This is a genomic window from Rhodococcus sp. IEGM1428 (assembly GCF_050321865.1).
Taxonomy (GTDB): domain Bacteria; phylum Actinomycetota; class Actinomycetes; order Mycobacteriales; family Mycobacteriaceae; genus Rhodococcoides.
The window spans coordinates 769035-786901 of sequence record NZ_JBNQFW010000001.1 but is presented as its reverse complement, the minus strand read 5'-3'; the positions used below and the strand labels follow the sequence as shown (position 1 = coordinate 786901).

15 protein-coding genes are annotated in these 17867 nt (G+C 65.2%); 3 read left to right on the top strand and 12 right to left on the bottom strand.

Annotated features, from left to right (window positions below):
* Positions 1-10: 10 nt before the first annotated feature.
* Positions 11-1600 carry a DNA polymerase Y family protein gene (locus tag ACQR3T_RS03615; protein WP_428692549.1) on the bottom strand — a complete coding sequence of 530 codons (1590 nt, stop codon included), beginning with the start codon at positions 1598-1600 and terminating at the stop codon, positions 11-13.
* A complete protein-coding gene (locus ACQR3T_RS03610; protein ID WP_428692548.1) occupies positions 1597-2415 on the bottom strand; it encodes a hypothetical protein in 819 nt (272 codons plus the stop codon). The genes ACQR3T_RS03615 and ACQR3T_RS03610 overlap by 4 nt, the downstream gene beginning before the upstream one ends.
* Positions 2416-2619: 204 nt before the next feature.
* On the opposite strand from ACQR3T_RS03610, the gene ACQR3T_RS03605 reads away from it, so the two are divergent.
* Positions 2620-3843 (top strand): serine/threonine-protein kinase, encoded by a 1224-nt coding sequence (locus tag ACQR3T_RS03605; protein WP_428692547.1) that lies wholly within the window; start codon positions 2620-2622, stop codon positions 3841-3843.
* Positions 3844-3851: 8 nt separating this feature from the next.
* On the opposite strand, the gene ACQR3T_RS03600 is transcribed toward ACQR3T_RS03605, so the two are convergent.
* From ACQR3T_RS03600 to ACQR3T_RS03575, 6 genes are read right to left on the bottom strand one after another with little or no spacing between them, the layout of a single operon-like run.
* The gene (locus ACQR3T_RS03600; RefSeq protein WP_052070121.1) at positions 3852-4550 is read right to left on the bottom strand and encodes a response regulator; all 699 of its coding nucleotides are present in this window, start codon (positions 4548-4550) and stop codon (positions 3852-3854) included.
* A complete protein-coding gene (locus ACQR3T_RS03595; protein ID WP_428692546.1) occupies positions 4529-5662 on the bottom strand; it encodes a sensor histidine kinase in 1134 nt (377 codons plus the stop codon). Before ACQR3T_RS03595 ends, ACQR3T_RS03600 begins: the two co-directional genes overlap by 22 nt.
* Before the next feature lie 10 nt (positions 5663-5672).
* Positions 5673-6428, bottom strand: coding sequence for a YqeB family protein (locus ACQR3T_RS03590; protein WP_428692545.1), 756 nt, complete (start codon positions 6426-6428; stop codon positions 5673-5675).
* A gap of 32 nt (positions 6429-6460) precedes the next feature.
* Positions 6461-7468 (bottom strand): MerR family transcriptional regulator, encoded by a 1008-nt coding sequence (locus ACQR3T_RS03585; RefSeq protein WP_428692544.1) that lies wholly within the window; start codon positions 7466-7468, stop codon positions 6461-6463.
* 52 nt (positions 7469-7520) lie between these two features.
* Entirely contained in the window at positions 7521-8168 is a 648-nt protein-coding gene (locus ACQR3T_RS03580) for a response regulator (protein ID WP_428692543.1), read from the bottom strand.
* Positions 8165-9523 carry a sensor histidine kinase gene (locus tag ACQR3T_RS03575; protein WP_037176638.1) on the bottom strand — a complete coding sequence of 453 codons (1359 nt, stop codon included), beginning with the start codon at positions 9521-9523 and terminating at the stop codon, positions 8165-8167. Before ACQR3T_RS03575 ends, ACQR3T_RS03580 begins: the two co-directional genes overlap by 4 nt.
* Before the next feature lie 146 nt (positions 9524-9669).
* On the opposite strand from ACQR3T_RS03575, the gene ACQR3T_RS03570 reads away from it, so the two are divergent.
* Together ACQR3T_RS03570 and ACQR3T_RS03565 are read left to right on the top strand one after the other, a co-directional pair.
* Positions 9670-11025 (top strand): PspC domain-containing protein, encoded by a 1356-nt coding sequence (locus ACQR3T_RS03570; RefSeq protein ID WP_428692542.1) that lies wholly within the window; start codon positions 9670-9672, stop codon positions 11023-11025.
* Positions 11022-11282 (top strand): hypothetical protein, encoded by a 261-nt coding sequence (locus ACQR3T_RS03565; RefSeq protein ID WP_032376745.1) that lies wholly within the window; start codon positions 11022-11024, stop codon positions 11280-11282. The genes ACQR3T_RS03570 and ACQR3T_RS03565 overlap by 4 nt, the downstream gene beginning before the upstream one ends.
* Before the next feature lie 5 nt (positions 11283-11287).
* On the opposite strand, the gene guaA is transcribed toward ACQR3T_RS03565, so the two are convergent.
* The 4 genes from guaA to guaB form a co-directional block, all read right to left on the bottom strand.
* Positions 11288-12877 carry a glutamine-hydrolyzing GMP synthase gene (gene guaA, locus ACQR3T_RS03560; protein ID WP_032376744.1) on the bottom strand — a complete coding sequence of 530 codons (1590 nt, stop codon included), beginning with the start codon at positions 12875-12877 and terminating at the stop codon, positions 11288-11290.
* Positions 12878-12907: 30 nt separating this feature from the next.
* A complete protein-coding gene (locus ACQR3T_RS03555) occupies positions 12908-14662 on the bottom strand; it encodes an FAD-dependent oxidoreductase (protein ID WP_032376743.1) in 1755 nt (584 codons plus the stop codon).
* A 209-nt stretch (positions 14663-14871) separates the two neighbouring features.
* Positions 14872-16011, bottom strand: a complete 1140-nt coding sequence (locus ACQR3T_RS03550) for a GuaB3 family IMP dehydrogenase-related protein (RefSeq protein ID WP_032376742.1) — start codon at positions 16009-16011, stop codon at positions 14872-14874.
* Positions 16012-16067: 56 nt separating this feature from the next.
* On the bottom strand, positions 16068-17591 hold the full coding sequence (gene guaB, locus ACQR3T_RS03545; protein WP_032376741.1) for an IMP dehydrogenase: 1524 nt from the start codon (positions 17589-17591) through the stop codon (positions 16068-16070).
* Positions 17592-17867: the final 276 nt, after the last annotated feature.

The following is a 17867-nucleotide window of genomic DNA, read 5'->3' as shown; positions in this document are numbered from 1 at the left end:
AGCGGTGTCACTATTCGTAGATTCCTTCCACCCGCCACCGACCTTCGTCGAACACGAGCAGCAGGGCTCTTTCGTCGTCGAGCACCACCTGGGCCCGCGCTGTCGGACCCGTCGATGTGTTGCCGCTGTCCCACCACCGCTCGTCCACCGGCCACGGCCCGGCCAATCCCGTCAGTTCCCATTCCTTGGTTCCCCAGCGCAATCGTGCCGGTGGCGCGTCGAACACACCGCGGTCGGTGACGCCGATTCCCGTACCCGTCCGATTCATCAGCGTCACTGTCGGACGGGTCTCTATCACTGCCGCCGGAGCAGGCTCGGGTAATCGTCCCGGCCATGGATGGGATGGATCGGACATCGGCACCAGCTCGTCGCCGAGTGGGCGCAGCGTTATCCGTTCGGCCGGCCCGCGTCCACCGCTGAGAACACCGCCCAGCACCGATTCGCCACCGAGCAGACCCTGAACGCGCACCAATGCCCGACGCGCTCTGTCGTCCTCGTCGCCGACACTGCCCCACAACCCCAGTTGCAGCTCACCGGCTGCCACCACCTCGATCGGCTCGAGCCTCAGAACAGTGATCGCGGATGTCGGCTTGTTCTCGCTGCGCCCGGTGAGCCAGCCGTCCAGTTGCCACCGCACGCGATCGGCTGTTCCCTCCGGCGTCAACGGCTCCGCGCAGCGCCAGATCCGCGACAGGTTCTCACCGTTACCGGTACTGGCATGCACCAGCAGACGAGTACACGCAACGGCAGCGGCAGCAAGCTTGGTGTGCAACTGTTCGGCAAGACCGCGCCCGGCGAAGGCAGCGGCGTCGACCCGATCGATCGGTGGATCGCACCGATACTCCACATCGAGATCCGGCGGCAGCGCCCGGGCCGAGGGCGGACGCTCGGGCTCACCCCGAGCACTGCGATGCGCCAACACCGCATCGGTACCGAACCGCGACGCGACATCACCAGGAGACAGCGCAGCGAAGTCGCCGATGGTTCGTAGACCCAAGCGTCGCAACAGGTCCACCAACTCACCACGATCGGCAGCGGACATACTCGGTTCTGCCGAGAGTTCTGCCACCGGCAACGGAGCGAGAAAGCCGGCACCACCTCCGCGCGGTACCACCTGTGCATATCGCGCGGCGACGACCGCGGTGGACAGCTCGTCGGCGATACCGATCTGGCATTCCACACCGGCAGCCGATGCTTGGTCGATCAACCGTTCCGCGGCCCGATGCTCGGTACCGAAATACCGTCCGACACCGCGAGCAGCGAGAACCAACAGACCCGGCCGCAGCACTTCGACTCCCGGTGCGATGGCGGCGACGGCAGAGACCACGGGCTCGAACAGTCGCGCATCACGATCGGTATCGGCGAGAGCGACATGCACATCCGGACACCGTGCCTGGGCTTCCCGACGCCGCAGGCCACGCTTGATACCCGACGCACGTGCCGTCGCCGAGCACGCGACGACCCGATTGGCCGAGGTGACGACCACCGGATGCGTCGCAGGCAGATCGGCCTGAGCAGCTGCTGCAACAGCGGGCCAATCGGGACACCACAGTGCAAGAACACGACTGGCAAGAACACGACTGGAACGGTCGATGCTCATGTCGAGACCGCGATCGACAATGGATTCTGTTCGTGCTGTTCGGCATGCCACTCGATGCGGCCGTTCTCCGAACGCAGATCGAGTCGAACGGTGCGGGGCCGCATCGCCTTGCCGCGCGCGCACACCGACAATCGGACGCCGCGGAGCCGGCCACGTCCCAGCTCCCGACCCGTACCGAGACCGTCGTAACCGTGCACCGACGCGTCCAGTCGTAGTTCTGCCCCGTCCCAGTGTCCATCGGTCACCAGCAGCGTCGAACCCTTGCTCCGTGCCCTGGCTACCACGGCTCTGGCCCGAGTGGGTGATACGGACATGCCACCGAGACCGAGCACCACGAGGTCCACACCGTCGAGCAGGATTGCCGCCACTTCCACCGGATCGGGGCCCGGATCGGGAATCAGGGCCAGTTTGCTCAGCTGTGCGCCCATCTCCACCGCGGCGAGAACTCCGAAACGAGGCTGCCCGATGACGGCGACATGCCCACCGGCACCGGTCACTGCGGCCACCAGACCGATCAGCAGCGAGCCGGCACCGGACACCGAGGCCACCGTTCCACGCACCAGTCCACCGTGCGGCAGCACGTCGATCAGCGCAGAGGGCACCGGAAGAACGGCCCGCTGACGGACCGCACGTATCGGCTCGGCCTCGCCGAAATCGGAGCTGACGGGGTCGGGGTCCGAACTCTCGATGCGCACCGACGCCGTTTCGCCACGGGACGGCACGGCAGCCATCCGGCTACGCAGCAACGCGACACGCTCCGGCAGCGACAACCCGTCGAGCACATCCGGCGTGACATAAGCTCCCGATACAGTCATGTCACTCCCCTTCACGATGTAGAAATCGAGCCGAAACATCGGTGTTCGTCGAACGCGGGAAGTGGCGTATTCGAACACAATTTCGATCTGCACTCAGTAAAGCCGCTCGGACGGCAACTCGTCAAGGTGGTGCCGAACCCGCTGGTGGGGGCTTCCATTCTGCGGCTGCGGGCACACCCCGCCATCGTCAACTAACCTGTGGGCGTGACCGATCAGCAGCGTGTTCGACGAGGAGTCGGACCCGACTACCTCCTGGCCGGAAGATACCGCCTTGCCGGCAAACTCGGGGGCGGCGGAATGGGCGCAGTATGGCTCGCCACCGACACACTTCTGCACCGCCAGGTGGCCGTCAAGCAAGTCACGTCCACCACCGCGCTGAGCCCTGAGCAAGCCGTCGAGGTGCGCAATCGGGCCATGCGTGAGGGTCGTATCGCTGCTCGCCTGTCCAGTCCCCACGCCATCGCGATGCACGACGTCGCTCTCGTCGACGGCGAGCCGTGGCTGGTCATGGAATACCTGTCCTCACGCAGTCTCGCGCAGGCGCTCGGCACCACCGATTCGCTACCGCCGTTCGAGGTTGCTCAGATCGGGGCACAGATCGCCGACGCACTGACCGAGGCGCACGAAGCAGGAATCGTGCACCGCGACATCAAGCCGGGCAACATTCTGATCGCCGATCGCGGCAAGGATCTGGGCATCGTCAAGATCAGTGATTTCGGCATCTCCCGCGCGAAAGGGGACGTCGAGGAATCCGACGACAGCGTGATCACCGGTACCCCTGCGTATTTCGCCCCGGAGGTTGCCCGCGGACAGGATCCCACCGCGGCCAGCGACGTATTCTCCCTCGGTGCAACGCTGTACACCGCCATCGAAGGCAAACCTCCGTTCGACATCGACCACGATTCGATCGCACTGTTGCACCGAGTTGCCAAGGGGCAGATCATCTCTCCCACCCGCAGCGGAGATCTCACCGGTCCGCTGCTGCACATGCTCGAGCCCGATCCTGCTCGGCGTCCCACCATGGCGCAGGCCCGCGACGAGATCATCCTCGCTGCGATCAGCAAGCGCGGCACCATAGCTCAGCTACGCGGTGTACCGCTCACCTCTGCGGACGGCGTAGTTCCGGCATGGGCAAGACGCTCGACACCGGTGTCCGAATCTCGCCGTCCGTCCCGAGAATTCGGCAGCACCGTCGCAGGCCTACCCGCCGTGCAACCCGGTGAAAGCCCAGCGAATCCGGTTCCCTCCAGCTACTCTCCCCCACCGTTCGACCTACCCCGAAAGAAGAAGAACCCCATCGAGAACGTGCTGATGCGGATCGAAGATGCCGTGGGCGATCGGACGACGATTCCGTCGCCGGTCATCCTCGCTGCACTGATCCTCGCCGTCGTGATCGTTCTGATTCTGGTGATCGGCCTTCTGCTGTAGTCGAGCCCTCAACGCGACTCGTGCACGATGATCGCAATCTGAACCCTGTTGCTGCACTCCAGCTTCGTCAGGATCCGTGACACGTAGGTCTTCACCGTTGCCACACTCATGTACAACTCCGCGCTGATCTCCGCGTTGGACTTTCCCGATCCGACGGCAACGGCCACCTCACGTTCTCGATCGGTGAGAGAGTCGAGTACCGCTCGCGCTCGCGCCGTGGCGGAGTCGTGTGATCGAGCGTCCTGCTCGCGCCAGTGGGCAACCAAGCGTCCTACGGCCGTCGGCGACAGCATCGACTCCCCGGTTCCGACGCGATGCACCGCGTCGATGATGTCGCGCGGCGGCGTGTCCTTGAGCAAGAACCCGTTGGCTCCCGCCCGCAGAGCCCGCAGCAGATATTCGTCGGTGTCGAACGTGGTCAATACCACGATTGCCGCCGAAAAACCCTCTGCCCGAAGCATTTCGGTGGCAGCCAGACCGTCCATGACGGGCATCCGAACATCCATCAGAACCACGTCGGGAGACAGCGCGTGCACTGCCTCGATACCGCCGCGACCGTCGGACGCCTCACCGACCACTGCGATACCCGGATCCGAACTCAGAATGAGCGACAACCCAGCCCGGACCAACGCGTCGTCGTCGACGAGCAACACCTCTAGTGTCTTGCCCGCTTCGGGACCATCGGTCAGTTCGGGCACGGTAGCCATGCTTCCAGACGGTAGACCACTCCGACGCTGCTTCGGGCGATACCGTACTCGATTCGCCCTCCCGCCAGCTCGACCCGCTCGGTGAGGCCGATCATTCCCGATCGGGAGCCCGGTACTGTCGCGAATCCCCCTGTGCCGATGCCGTTTTCGAGCCACACTCGAATCTCGTTGTCGACCTGCGTAATTCCACATCGCACCGGCAACCCCGGCGCATGCTTTCTGGCATTGGTCAGGCCCTCCTGAATCACACGGTGAACGGTGCGAGAGGCAGAGGCAGGCAGCGAGAGGTTCGCAGGCATCTCGTCGAAGAACGTCACCTGTGTACCGGCTTTCTCCGAGTCCTCGATCAGCGCAGCAATATCGTCCACACCCGGTTGGGGACGCGGCACGTTCACCTCGCCCGATCGAAGTACTCCCAGTATCTCCCGCAGATCCTCCAGGGCACCGTGCGCATTGGATCTGATGGTCGACGCGAGTGCTTCGACCTCCCGCGCACCGACATCCGGCCGGACCTCGAGCGCACCCGCATGGAGACTGACCAACGAAATCCGATGCGCAAGAGCGTCGTGCATCTCCCGGGCGATCCGCTCACGTTCGAGCCCGCGAACGGTCTCGGCTCGCAGATTCGACTCCGATTCTGCTCGTTCGGCCCGCTCACGTAGCGAGTCGATCACCTCGCGACGCGACTTGACGACGATGCCCCATGCCGCCGGGATGCTCAGAAAGGCGAGACTGGTCATCGCGACGTACAGAATCGACTGCTCGGCCCATACGGTCGTCCAGATCATCGACGCCAGCACGTGCAGAACCACCACCGCGGTGGTGACCCGCCACGACTTTCGAGAAGCCACCGTGAAGACGGCCACCAGTTCGGCTCCACCCACTGCATCGGTGAGAACAGCGCACACGGCCAGCGCTACCGCGATCTCGATCGGCCACCGGCGACGCCACCACAACAGCACGGCACCGACAACGCCCACGACGATCGAGACGACCGTTCGGGTGGTGGTCATCCCCTCGGTGCCTGCGGCTACCGACAACACCAGCAACAGCGCGAACGCGATGGCGGCGACATCCCATGCGCGGTCTCGATGCTTTCGCAACAGGGTCATGATCCGACCGTCATGACCGAACCAGGGGGCGCCAGTATTGGCTGGTCTTCTTGTCGCGCACTACTACGCCGAGTCTGTCCAGCTCCGAACGCAATTCACGTGCATCGGAACCCGCCTTCTTCTTCAGTGCCATGTCCCGAGCTTTGAGCACCGCATTCACCTCCGGTGCCAGGCCTGGCGTCTCGGGCACCCACAGGTGATAGAGATCCGCGTAGGGATCACCGGGCGCAACCGAGTAACCCCGCTGCTCGAATGCTGCCTCGATGGCCTCACGCTTCTCCTCGCTCGGTACTCGCACCAACTGACGCGAGGCTGCGTCGAGCAACACCAGTTCCTTGCCGTCGACGAACACGGTACCCACCTGCGATCTGGACACAGTGGCGGTCTCGCCTTTCTCGGTGATGCGTACGTGCGCCTCCGACACCGCCACCCGCGCAGTGTCGTAGAACGCGGCGGCCACCAGTGCCAACCCGAGCAGAACCCCCACCGCGATGCAGACGTACCGCACCCACCACTGTGACCACGACGCGATCAACTCCAACGGACCCTGGAACGGTATCCAGGTGAGCGACGCTCCCCACTCCGCCACGTACGGCACCGCGAATCCCAGCAGTCCGCCCATCAGCATTGCCCCGGCGATCAGCAGAATTCGATCACCACGAGAGAACCACAGCACCGCCGGTGGCGTCTCCCCGAGCATCTTGTCGTCCATACCGTCGACGGTATCGAGTGCGGGAGCTCGCACCCAGTCATCGAAAGTCGACACTTCGCCGACTTTCGACGACAGGAAGCATTCGATCAGCCGCGAACCGGCATCACCAGCGTCGTCAGAGCGCCGTCGAGCGCGGAGCGCACCAGCATCGGGTGGTCCGGTGCAGCGATGTCGAGCATCAGGTCGGGTCCGACAGCCGAGGCGACGGCCGCCTGCAGGACGGCCGCGTCGAAGAACACCAGGCTCTCCGATCCGGTCACCTGCGCGGGAACCGGAACACCATCGACCGAGACGCCGTCCGGCCCGGCGGTCATGCGAATGGTGCCGCTGTCGAGCGGAACGAAATCGCGTCGAAGCACAACCCTCGTCACGGTCGGAGCCAAACCGTTCATGATCGCCCGCCAGTCGGGGAATTCGCCGTCGACCGGATCCACCTCGGCCCGAGCACCGTCGGAGTCGATCACCATCGCGTCGTCGGTTGCCGTCAGCACGAGGGTGCCGGTTGCGGTCGCCATCCCGAGCGAGCCGACCGCTGCGATTCGAGACCAGGGGGCTCCGGCCGAACACTGCGCCACGAGACTGCGGGTGGAGAGCCGATAGCGATCCGTCGCAGTGAGAGTAACGGTGCCGCCGTCCACCTCGATCAGGACGCCTCGCAGCACCGGGAAGTCGCCACTCGCCCCGGCTGCCGACGAGACCTGCTCCACTGCGGAAGCAAATTCCACGGCAGATACCGTTGCGGTGCAGTATTTTTCGTCGAAAAGCTGGCGGATCGACACCGCAGCCTCGGCTGCCGCGCGCGCATTCGCGGCCAGCTCCTCGACGTGTCGATCCACGATCTCGACCGCCGCGGCTCCGTCGCCGTCGAGGACGGCGGTCACCTTGTCGAGTGGCATCCCGATCTCGCGCAGTTGTCGAATGATGTTGGCCCGCTTCGACTGTGCACGGGTGTAGTAACGGTAGCCGGACTTGGCGTCGATGGATGCCGGGACGAGCAATCCACAGTCGTCGTAGAAGCGCAGGGCACTCGGGGTCAGCCCGCTCGAGCGAGCGAACACACCGATGGTCAGGAATTCTTCGTCCGAATCAGTCATGGTGAAATCCTGAGGCTTCGGGTTGGTCGAAGGTCAAGCGCGACGCCGACGGCTAGTCGATTCGACGCTTGTGCGCCCATCGTGTGAGTTCGTTTCTGTTGGACTGCTGGGTCTTTCGAAGAACATTCGATGCATGAGTCTCGACGGTCTTGACGGAAATGAACAGATCCTCGGCGATCTCGCGATAGGTGTATCCGCGCGCCAGCAACCGCAGCACCTCCAGTTCACGGGGCGTCAGCGAATCCAGTTCCGGATCCAGCGGGGGCTCCGGGGCGGCACTACGACCGGTGAACGAATCGAGGACGAACCCGGCCAGACGCGGGCTGAATACCGCGTCTCCCCCGGCGACGCGTCGAACACCGTCGGCGAGCTCCGCACCGGAGATGGTCTTGGTCACGTACCCCCTCGCCCCGGCGCGGATGACGGCAATGACGTCCTCGGCCGCATCGGACACACTCAGCGCCAGGCACACCGGCCCCTCGGCGATGCGATTCAGCACGGCCACGCCACCGCCGTCGGGCATGTGCACGTCGAGCAACACCACATCGGGTTTCGTCGAGTCGATACCCGATACCGCCTCGGCGACGCCTCCCGCTTCGCCGACCACCTCGATGTCCGCCTCCCGGCCGAGTTCGGCTCGCACGCCCGAGCGAAACACCGCGTGATCGTCGACCAGGAAAACTCGGAACGGGTCGGTCACGTCGGCTGCTCCTGCTGGTTGGTTTCGGGCGATTCAGTGGTCACAGTACTGCCGTTGCGGGGCATGAAGATGCGTACTTCGGTGCCCTTGCCGACGGTCGACCGTACCTGCACGGTGCCGCCGCGGCGTTCGACACGACCCCTGATGGACTTCGCCAGGCCCTGCCGGTCCTCGGGTACCTCGGTTTCGTCGAACCCGGTTCCGCGGTCGCGGACGAAGATACTGACCTGCTCCGCTTCGGTTTCGGCGAACAGGTCGATGTTGGTCTCACCGGAATGCTTGGCCGCGTTGACCAGTGCCTCGCGCGTGGCACCGAGAAGCGCGGTGAAACTTTCCCTGGACAGGCCGGATTCGACGTCGTCGGGCAGAAGATGTACGTCTCCGACGGTGATGGGTCTGACGGTCACACCGTGCTGATCCTCGACCTCACCGGAGATTGTCTTCAGGGCGTCGGCCAAGCTGGAGTTGTCGGTGTCGCCGCCGTCGAACAGCCATCTGCGAAGCTCCCGCTCCTGCCCGCGCGCCAACCGCATCACCTCCTGCGGCCGATCGGACTGCTTCTGGATCAAGGCGAGTGTCTGCAGCACCGAGTCGTGCAAGTGCGAGGCAATCTCCTCACGTTCGTCGTTACGTATACGCGCAGACCGCTCGGCACCGAGCGCACGCCACGTACGCAGCCAGATGGGAACCGTCAACAGGCCGACGCCGACGAGGGTGACCACCACCGCCAGCAGCGACGAACGCAGTGCGGCCAAATCGACGCGGGCAAGGACCACCACCCCCAGCCCGAGGACGATCAATGTCGCTCCGCCGACGACCCGCGCCCAGCTCAGCACGGTCGGATGCTTGGGCAGTCCCAAAGCCGTGCGCGGACCCTCGACGTCGAACTCACGCCACACCAGCGCTGCGCCGACCACCACGACGATGACTGGCACGATGACCGATGCGGCAGTACCACTGAGGAGCCAGGCGAGCCCCACCGCGAGGCCGAGACCGATGGCAGCCAACCCCAGCGCACGCTGACGTTCGGCGGCACTCGGGTGTGCCGTGTCGTCGCCGGCTGGCGTGAACATCCAGATCAGGCCGTAGGCGGCGATTCCGGCACCGGCCGAGGCCGCGAGCAGCGCGAACGCCACCCGAATCTTGAAGACGTCGACGCCGAGATGGTCGGCGAGACCCCCGGCGACGCCGCCGACGATGCGTCCACCGCCGCGTCGTAGATAAGGGTCAGGAGCAGAGCGTGCAGGAGCTGGGGGAATCGACGTGGCAGGGGTGACAGGGGCGACCGGAGCGTCGCCGGCTACGGGTGGTGTGTTGCGGGCGGCGTCAACGGGTGGATTGTCGACAGGGTGCACGCATCGATCCTGACACGGACGGGGCGAGTGTCGCATCAGGGTTCGCCCTGATGTTTCGCGCCTTCGCCGACGTCCGATCACGCTCGGGGTCGATATCAGGGGTATCCCTGATGTGTTTCTCGATCGGGAGCGCCACGATGGTTGTCATGAGCAACGTGACCGTCTCGGATCAAATTCAGCAGATGTGGCGAACCCGTCCGCACCGATTGCCGCAACGCGGACATGTGGCGGGTGTCGCGGCCGGTATCGGCTATCGCTACGACGTGGATCCTGTTCTGATTCGGGTCGCGTTCGTCGTGTCCACCCTGTTCGGCGGCACCGGCATCGTGCTGTATCTGGCGGCGTGGTTGGTACTCAGCCGAGCCGGTGACACTGCGTCGGGCGCAGAGTCACTCGTCGGCCGCGGCACCAGTTCCGACTCGACGACCAAGATGGTCGTCGTCGCAGTGGCGTTGGTGATCGCGGTGTCGACGATAGGCCCGGTAGGTGTCGGGCTCGGAGGTTCAGGGCTCATCTCGCTGTTGGCCATGCTCGGTGGCCTGTGGTTGCTGCATCAGCGTTGCCCCGAGCCACCACCGTACATGCGAACGGAAGAGTTCTCCCGAAACTACTACGCGCCCAAGCCTTTCGGCTCGTACAGTACGTCAGCGGAGCAGTGGACGGCCGCTCAGTATCGGCCGCCGCAGTTCCAGCACGAGCACTACAGCCCGTACACGACGCTGCCGACCAGTTACGTTCCGACGCCGAAAGCAGCCGATAGCTCCGATGCTGCAGACTCCGGTGCCGACCACACCGTGAATCTGAACAAGCAGACGCCGGCCGAAACGCCGACGGTTACTCCCCCGTCGTGGGACCCGCTCGGGGTGGCTCCGTTCGCCTGGGATCTCCCCGAACCGGCACCGGCGTTCCCACCGGCAGCGATCGAGCGTAAGCACCGATCACGTTGGACAGCAAGCTTTCTCGGCCTGGCACTGCTCGGAGCTGCCGTCACCGCCGCGGTCGGAGCCGCGTCCGGCGGGGACTGGGCCACAGCGGGACGCGTCGGAGCCGTCGCGTTGGCGATCATCTCGGTCGGGCTGATCCTCGGTGCCTTCCTCCGCAAGGGCTACGGACTGTTGGTGGTCGCGGCGCCCCTGGCCGGATTCGTCGTACTGGCATCGGCGGTCGGGCCGGTGGACCTGGGCAACGGTGCGTCGGGAACCCAGCAGGTCGCTCCGTCGACCGTTGCCGAGCTCGCCCCGTCCTACGACGTCGGCGCCGGTGAGCTGATCCTCGACCTTGCCGGCCTGACACTCACCGAGAACCGCACCGTGAACATCGATGTGGCACTGGGCAGTGCGACGGTCACCGTGCCCGATTCGATGAACGTGACCGTGGAATGCGAGGCGGCGATGGGTACGTGCCCCACCGAGACACGGTTCGGCCCGGCAGCGAGCACCGATGCTCCGGTCCTGACGATCGTGGGAGATGTGGCGCTCGGCGAGTTGAAGGTGAACCAGTGAAGAAGAACAACGCCGACCGTGTCGGCCACGACTACGGCGACAGCGATTCCGACACCGAGGCGCAGAACTCGAACCGCCGCGGACCGTCGGCGCTGCTGTTGCTTGCCGGACTGGCCGCCATGGTCGTCTCGGTCGCAGCAATCATCGGACAGGATGCGATCGTTGCCCTGGGCGACGTGCAATTTCGCTGGGTCTTCGTGATCGCTGCGGTCGCCGTCGGAGTCGCTCTTCTATTGGGCCCCAGTAGAAAGAGCTGACGCGCTCACTCCCACTCGATGGTGCCCGGCGGCTTGCTCGTCACGTCGAGAACGACTCGGTTGACCTCCGGAACCTCGTTGGTCACCCGAGTCGAAATCGTTTCCAGCACGTCGTACGGCAGTCGGGTCCAGTCCGCAGTCATAGCGTCCTCGCTCGACACCGGACGCAGCACGATCGGATGACCGTAGGTACGACCGTCGCCCTGCACTCCGACACTCCGGACGTCCGCCAGCAGCACCACCGGGCACTGCCAAATCTGCTGATCCAAGCCGGCAACCGTAAGTTCTTCTCGAACAATGGAATCCGCATGACGCAATGTGGCCAGCCGATCCGCAGTGATCTCTCCGACGATACGAATGGCCAGTCCGGGTCCGGGGAAAGGTTGTCTTCCGACTATGTCCTCGGGCAGTCCCAATTCACGTCCGACGGCACGAACCTCGTCCTTGAACAACGCACGCAACGGCTCGACCAGGGCGAACTGCAGATCGTCCGGCAAACCGCCCACATTGTGATGGCTCTTGATGTTGGCGGTTCCCGAACCACCACCGGACTCCACGACATCCGGGTAGAGCGTGCCCTGCACCAGGAACTCGACGGAGTCGCCGTGCTCGGCGTTCTCACCCAGCACCTCGGTGACGGCACCCTCGAAGCTACGGATGAACTCGCGGCCGATGATCTTGCGCTTCTCCTCCGGATCGGAGACGCCCTCGAGCGCACCGAGGAAGGTGTCGACCGCATCGACGGTGACGAGCTTGGCACCGGTGGCAGCCACGAAATCCTGCTGAACCTGCTCGCGCTCGCCGGCACGCAGCAAGCCGTGGTCGACGAAGACACAGGTCAACCGGTCGCCGATTGCGCGCTGCACCAGAGCTGCCGCCACCGCGGAGTCGACTCCTCCGGACAGACCGCAGATGGCCTTGCCCGTCGGACCGACCTGCTCCTGAACTGCCTCGATCAGAGCGTCGGCGATGTTGGCCGCTGTCCAGTCCGGAGCGATGCCCGCCGTCTCGTGCAAGAACCGGCTGAGTACCTGCTGCCCGTGCGGGGAGTGCAGAACCTCGGGGTGATACTGCACTCCGGCCATCCGCTTGGCCTCGTTCTCGAAGGCGGCAACCGGTGCCCCGGCGCTGGTTGCAGTGACGGTGAAGCCCTCCGGGGCCGCGGTGACCGCGTCGCCATGGCTCATCCACACCGGCTGGGTCGCAGGCAAACCGTCGTGCAGACGACCGCCGTCCACGCTGAGCTGGGTGCGACCGTACTCCCGCGTTCCGGTGTGCTCGACGGTTCCGCCGAGGGCCTGAGCCATGGCCTGGAATCCGTAGCAGATTCCGAACACGGGGATGCCGAGGTCGAGGAGCGTCGAGTCCAGTTCGGGTGCCCCGTCGGCGTAGACGCTCGACGGTCCACCGGAGAGCACCAGCGCGACCGGATCCTTTGCCGCGATCTCCTCGGCGGTTGCGGTATGCGAGATCACCTCGGAGTACACGTTGGCCTCACGCACACGGCGGGCGATCAACTGCGCGTACTGAGCACCGAAGTCGACGACGAGAACCGGGCGTGCGTGTGCGGGATCGTGTGCAGTGGAGTCGGTCACCGGGTCAGTCTAGTGGGACCGCTGTAGTGCCTACGCAACACCCGAATGCTCGACGTGCAGCGCCGCGGAGCCGGACCTGATCTCGACGATAGGCAATCTCAGTCCACCCGGAGCGTCCACCGGGACGACAGGCGAATTGGGGGCGATGGGATCGAGCCGCTGATACGGAAGCCCCTGTGCCGGGCGAAGATCCAGCTCGCCTTTGTTCGGCCACAGTGCGGCGGACCGCTCGGCCTGCGCGCTGATGGTCAGCGACGGGTTCACCCCGAGGTTTGCCGACACGGCCGCCCCGTCCACCACGCTCAGCGTCGGATATCCGTGGACGCGGTGGTACGGATCGATGACGCCGTGCGCCGAATCCGACGCGATGGCGCAGCCGCCGAGGAAGTGTGCGGTGAGAGGGATGTTGAACAGCTCTCCCCAGGTGCCTCCAGCAACGCCGCCGATCTTCTTGGCGATCCGCCGGGTGGCGTCGTTGCCTTCGGGGATCCACGTCGGATTCGGCTCCCCGTGGCCCTGCCTGCTGGAGATCTTGCGGCCGAACGGCCCACGCTTGGTGAACGTGGTGATCGAGTTGTCCAGGTTCTGCATCACCAGCGCGATGATGGTGCGCTCGCTCCAGTGCCGGACGTTGACCACACGGACGAACTGAATCGGATGCGCGATCATCGCGAACACGAACTTGAGCCACCGCGGAATCTTGCCTCCGCCGTCGGTCATCAGGGTCTGCAGCATGCCCATCGCGTTCGAGCCCTTGCCGTAGCGGCACGGCTCGATGTGAGTGTTGGGGCTGGGGTGGAACGAGGACGTGATGGCGACTCCGCGCGTCAGGTCCATGTTCGGATCGACCGCCAGCTTGGCCGCACCGACGATCGACTCGGAGTTGGTGCGAGTCAGTTCGCCGAGTGTGTCCGACAATTTGGGCAGCGCGCCCGTGTCTTTCATCTTGTGCAGCAGATTCTGGGTGCCCCAGGTGCCCGCGGCCAACACGACATTGGCCGCGCTGTAGGTCTTCTTGCCCTTGCGGAGCCGAGCACCGGTGCGCTCGGTGTCGACGTCCCAGGTGCCGTCGGATCGGGGGCGCAGGCCGGACACCGTCGTCATCGGCACGATCTCGGCTCCCGCGCGCTCGGCCAGGCCGAGGTAGTTCTTCAACAGGGTGTTCTTGGCACCGTGGCGACACCCCGTCATGCACTCACCGCATTCGATGCATCCGGTGCGCTCGGGGCCGGCACCACCGAAGTACGGGTCCGGAACGGTCTTGCCGGGTTCGTCACCGAAGAACACGCCCACCGGTGTCTGGATGAACGTGTCGGCTACACCCATGTCCTCGGCGACCGACTTCATCACCTCGTCGGCAGGGGTCATGTGTGGATTGCGCACCACGCCGAGCATGCGGGTGGCCTGGTCGTAGAACGGAGACAGCTCACTGCTCCAGTCGGTGATGTGCGCCCACTGCTTGTCCTCGAAGAACGGTGCCTGAGGCTTGTAGAGGGTGTTCGCGTAGTTCAGTGATCCACCGCCCACTCCGGCACCGGCGAGGATGAGGCAATCGCGCAACAGGTGCACGCGCTGAATTCCGTACAGGCCCAGCTTCGGTGCCCACAGGAAGCGCTTGAGATCCCAGCTGTTCTTCGCGAAGTCCTTGTCCTCGAAGCGTTGCCCGGCTTCCAGAATTCCGACGCGGTATCCCTTCTCCACCAGCCTCAGCGCAGTGACACTTCCGCCGAAGCCCGAACCGACGATCAGAACGTCGTAATCCGTGGCGCGAACAGCTGAACCCATGGTGACCTCCGCTACATCCGTTGCTGTCGAACAGTATGCACACCCCCATGTGACTACCGCCACAAACAATTCTAGCTGTTACGAGAGGTATCACCAACTCAGGGTCGGCTTACGTGTGCGGACACTCGTCGCCTGCTACGAAGTACCGCGCACGACAAAGGGCGCGCACCCCCGTCACGGGAGTGCGCGCCCATCGAATGTGCAGCCGATCAGGCCCTGACGTTCAGGCCCACCTTCTGGAATTCCTTGAGATCGGAGTATCCCGACTTCGCCATCGACCGACGCAGTCCGCCGACCAGGTTGATCGAGCCGTAAGACTCGCGCGACGGTCCGTGCAGCACCTGATCGAGGCTCGGACGCTCCCCCGCCGACATCGGCAGCAACGCACCACGCGGCATCGACGGATGCGCCGCCGCGGACGGCCAGTACCAGCCGCCACCGGGAGCTTCCGCGGCGACGGCCAACGGCGCTCCCAGAACCGCAGCGTCGGCTCCGCAGGCAATGGCCTTGGCCAACGCGCCGGAGGTGGTGATATCGCCGTCGGCGATGACGTGCACGTACCGGCCGCCGGTCTCGTCCAGGTAGTCCCGACGCGCGGCTGCCGCGTCGGCGATCGCGGTGGCCATCGGAACACCGATGCCGAGCACCTCACCGGTGGTCGTGCCGCCTTCGACGGAGCCGTAGCCGACGATGACGCCTGCCGCACCCGTGCGCATCAGGTGCAGCGCAGTGCGGTGATCGCTGACGCCACCGGCGATGACGGGGACGTCCAGTTCGGCAATGAACGTCTTGAGGTTGAGCGGTTCTTCATCGCCGTGCGCCACGTGCTCGGCGGAGATGATGGTGCCCTGGATGACCAGCAGATCGAGCCCGGCGGCGACCAGAGCGGGTGTCAACGCACGTGCGTTCTGCGGACTCACCCGCACCGCCACGGTGACCCCGGAATCGCGGACCTGGCCGACTGCAGCCGACAGCAGATCGGGCTGCAGCGGCGCGGCGTGCAACTCCTGCAGAAATGCGATGGGCGCATCGGGATCGAGATCGGTCTCGGCGATATGGATCAGCTGATCCAGCTTGGCCTGTACGTCCGCATGGCGGGCCCAGAGGCCCTCACCGTTGACGACTCCGAGTCCACCCTGACGACCCAGCTCGATCGCGAACGCGGGCGAGACCAGGGCGTCGGTGGGATGGGCGAGCACCGGGATGTCGAAGCGGTACGCGTCGAGTTGCCACGCCGTCGACACCTCCTTCGACGACCGAGTACGACGGGACGGCACGATGTCCACGTCGTCCAGCTGGTAGGTGCGGCGGGCTTCTCTGCCCATGCCGATTTCAACGAGGTCGCGCACGCGCGCACCTTTCTACTTCGAGAGCGAATCGAGTCGGCCGAGTGAGGCCGAAACGACTATCGGGTGGTGTAGTTCGGGGCCTCTGCGGTCATCGTGATGTCGTGCGGATGGCTCTCCTTGAGCCCGGCCGCGGTGATCTGCACGAACTGAGCCTTCTGCAGGTCTTCGATCGAGTTGGACCCGGTGTAGCCCATCGCAGCTCGTAGACCACCGGTGAGCTGGTGAATGACCTGATTCAACGGTCCGCGATACGGGACACGGCCTTCGATTCCCTCGGGCACCAACTTGTCTTCGGCCAGCACATCGTCCTGGAAGTAGCGGTCCTTGGAGAACGACTTCGCTCCCCCACGCCCCTGCATGGCACCGAGAGAACCCATACCGCGGTAGCTCTTGAACTGCTTGCCGCCCACCAGAATCAGCTCTCCGGGGGACTCGGCCGTTCCGGCCAGCAACGATCCGAGCATGGCGGTAGATGCACCTGCAGCGAGTGCCTTCGCAATATCGCCGGAGAACTGCATACCGCCGTCGGCGATGACCGGCACACCGTGCGGCTTGCACGCGGCAACGGCTTCGAGGATGGCGGTGATCTGCGGAGCGCCGACGCCTGCGACCACTCGAGTGGTGCAGATGGATCCCGGCCCGACGCCGACCTTGACCGCATCCGCGCCGGCCTCGACGAGAGCGAGTGCACCTGCGCGGGTGGCGACGTTTCCGCCGACGACCTGAACCCGATCGCCCACCTCGGCCTTGAGCTTGCTGACCATCTCCAACACCTGCGAATTGTGGCCGTGCGCGGTGTCGACGATGACGACGTCGACACCGGCATCGGTCAGTGCCATCGAACGAGCCCACGCGTCCTGTCCGACGCCCACCGCGGCACCAACGAGCAAGCGGCCGTCACGGTCCTTGGTGGCGTTGGGATGCTGCTCGGTCTTGACGAAGTCCTTGACCGTGATGAGGCCGGTCAGTGCGCCTTTGCCGTCCACGATCGGAAGCTTCTCGATCTTGTGACGGCGCAGCAGGCCGAGGGCGGCCTCAGCGGTGACGCCCTCCTGCGCGGTGATGAGTGGAGCCTTGGTCATCACATCGGCGACGCGGCGGTTCTGGTCCACCTCGAAGCGCATGTCGCGGTTGGTGATGATGCCGACGAGCGCGCCGGTCTCGTCGGTGACGGGCAATCCCGAGATGCGGAAGCGCGCGCACATGGCGTCGACCTCGGCCAACGAATCGGTGGGCTTGCAGGTGACCGGATCGGTGACCATGCCCGCTTCGGAGCGCTTGACGGTTTCCACCTGAGACGCCTGATCCTGCAGCGACAGGTTGCGGTGCAGCACGCCCATGCCGCCGGCGCGGGCCATAGCGATCGCCATCCGCGCTTCGGTGACGGTGTCCATGGCGGAGCTGACCAACGGCACCCGCAACCGGATCTCGCGGGTGATCTGACTGGACGTGTCGACCGAGCTGGGAATCAGATCCGAAGCGGCCGGCAGCAGCAGGACATCGTCGAACGTGAGGCCGAGCATCGCGACCTTGGTGGGATCGTCGCCGCCTGTGCGGACGTGGGCTCCGGGACTACTCATGCGAATCTGGCCCTCCCTAGAGCCTGGTTGCACTTCGGCGCGGCGTGCGGCCGGTGAGAGCTCGCAGGCGCACCGCAGTGCGGGATTGGACAACGGATGGGCGGGATTGGAGAACGGATGGAGTTTCGGCACTTGCACTCATCTGTTCAGCGCCGTGAACCATGGTATCGGCTAGGGCACAACCAGTGCGAATGCCTCCCACTACGGCCTGCCCGAGGCCCGGAAATCTCGGCCATCGGTGCCAGTGCGCAGCATCCACGTCCGGCATGTCGCTTT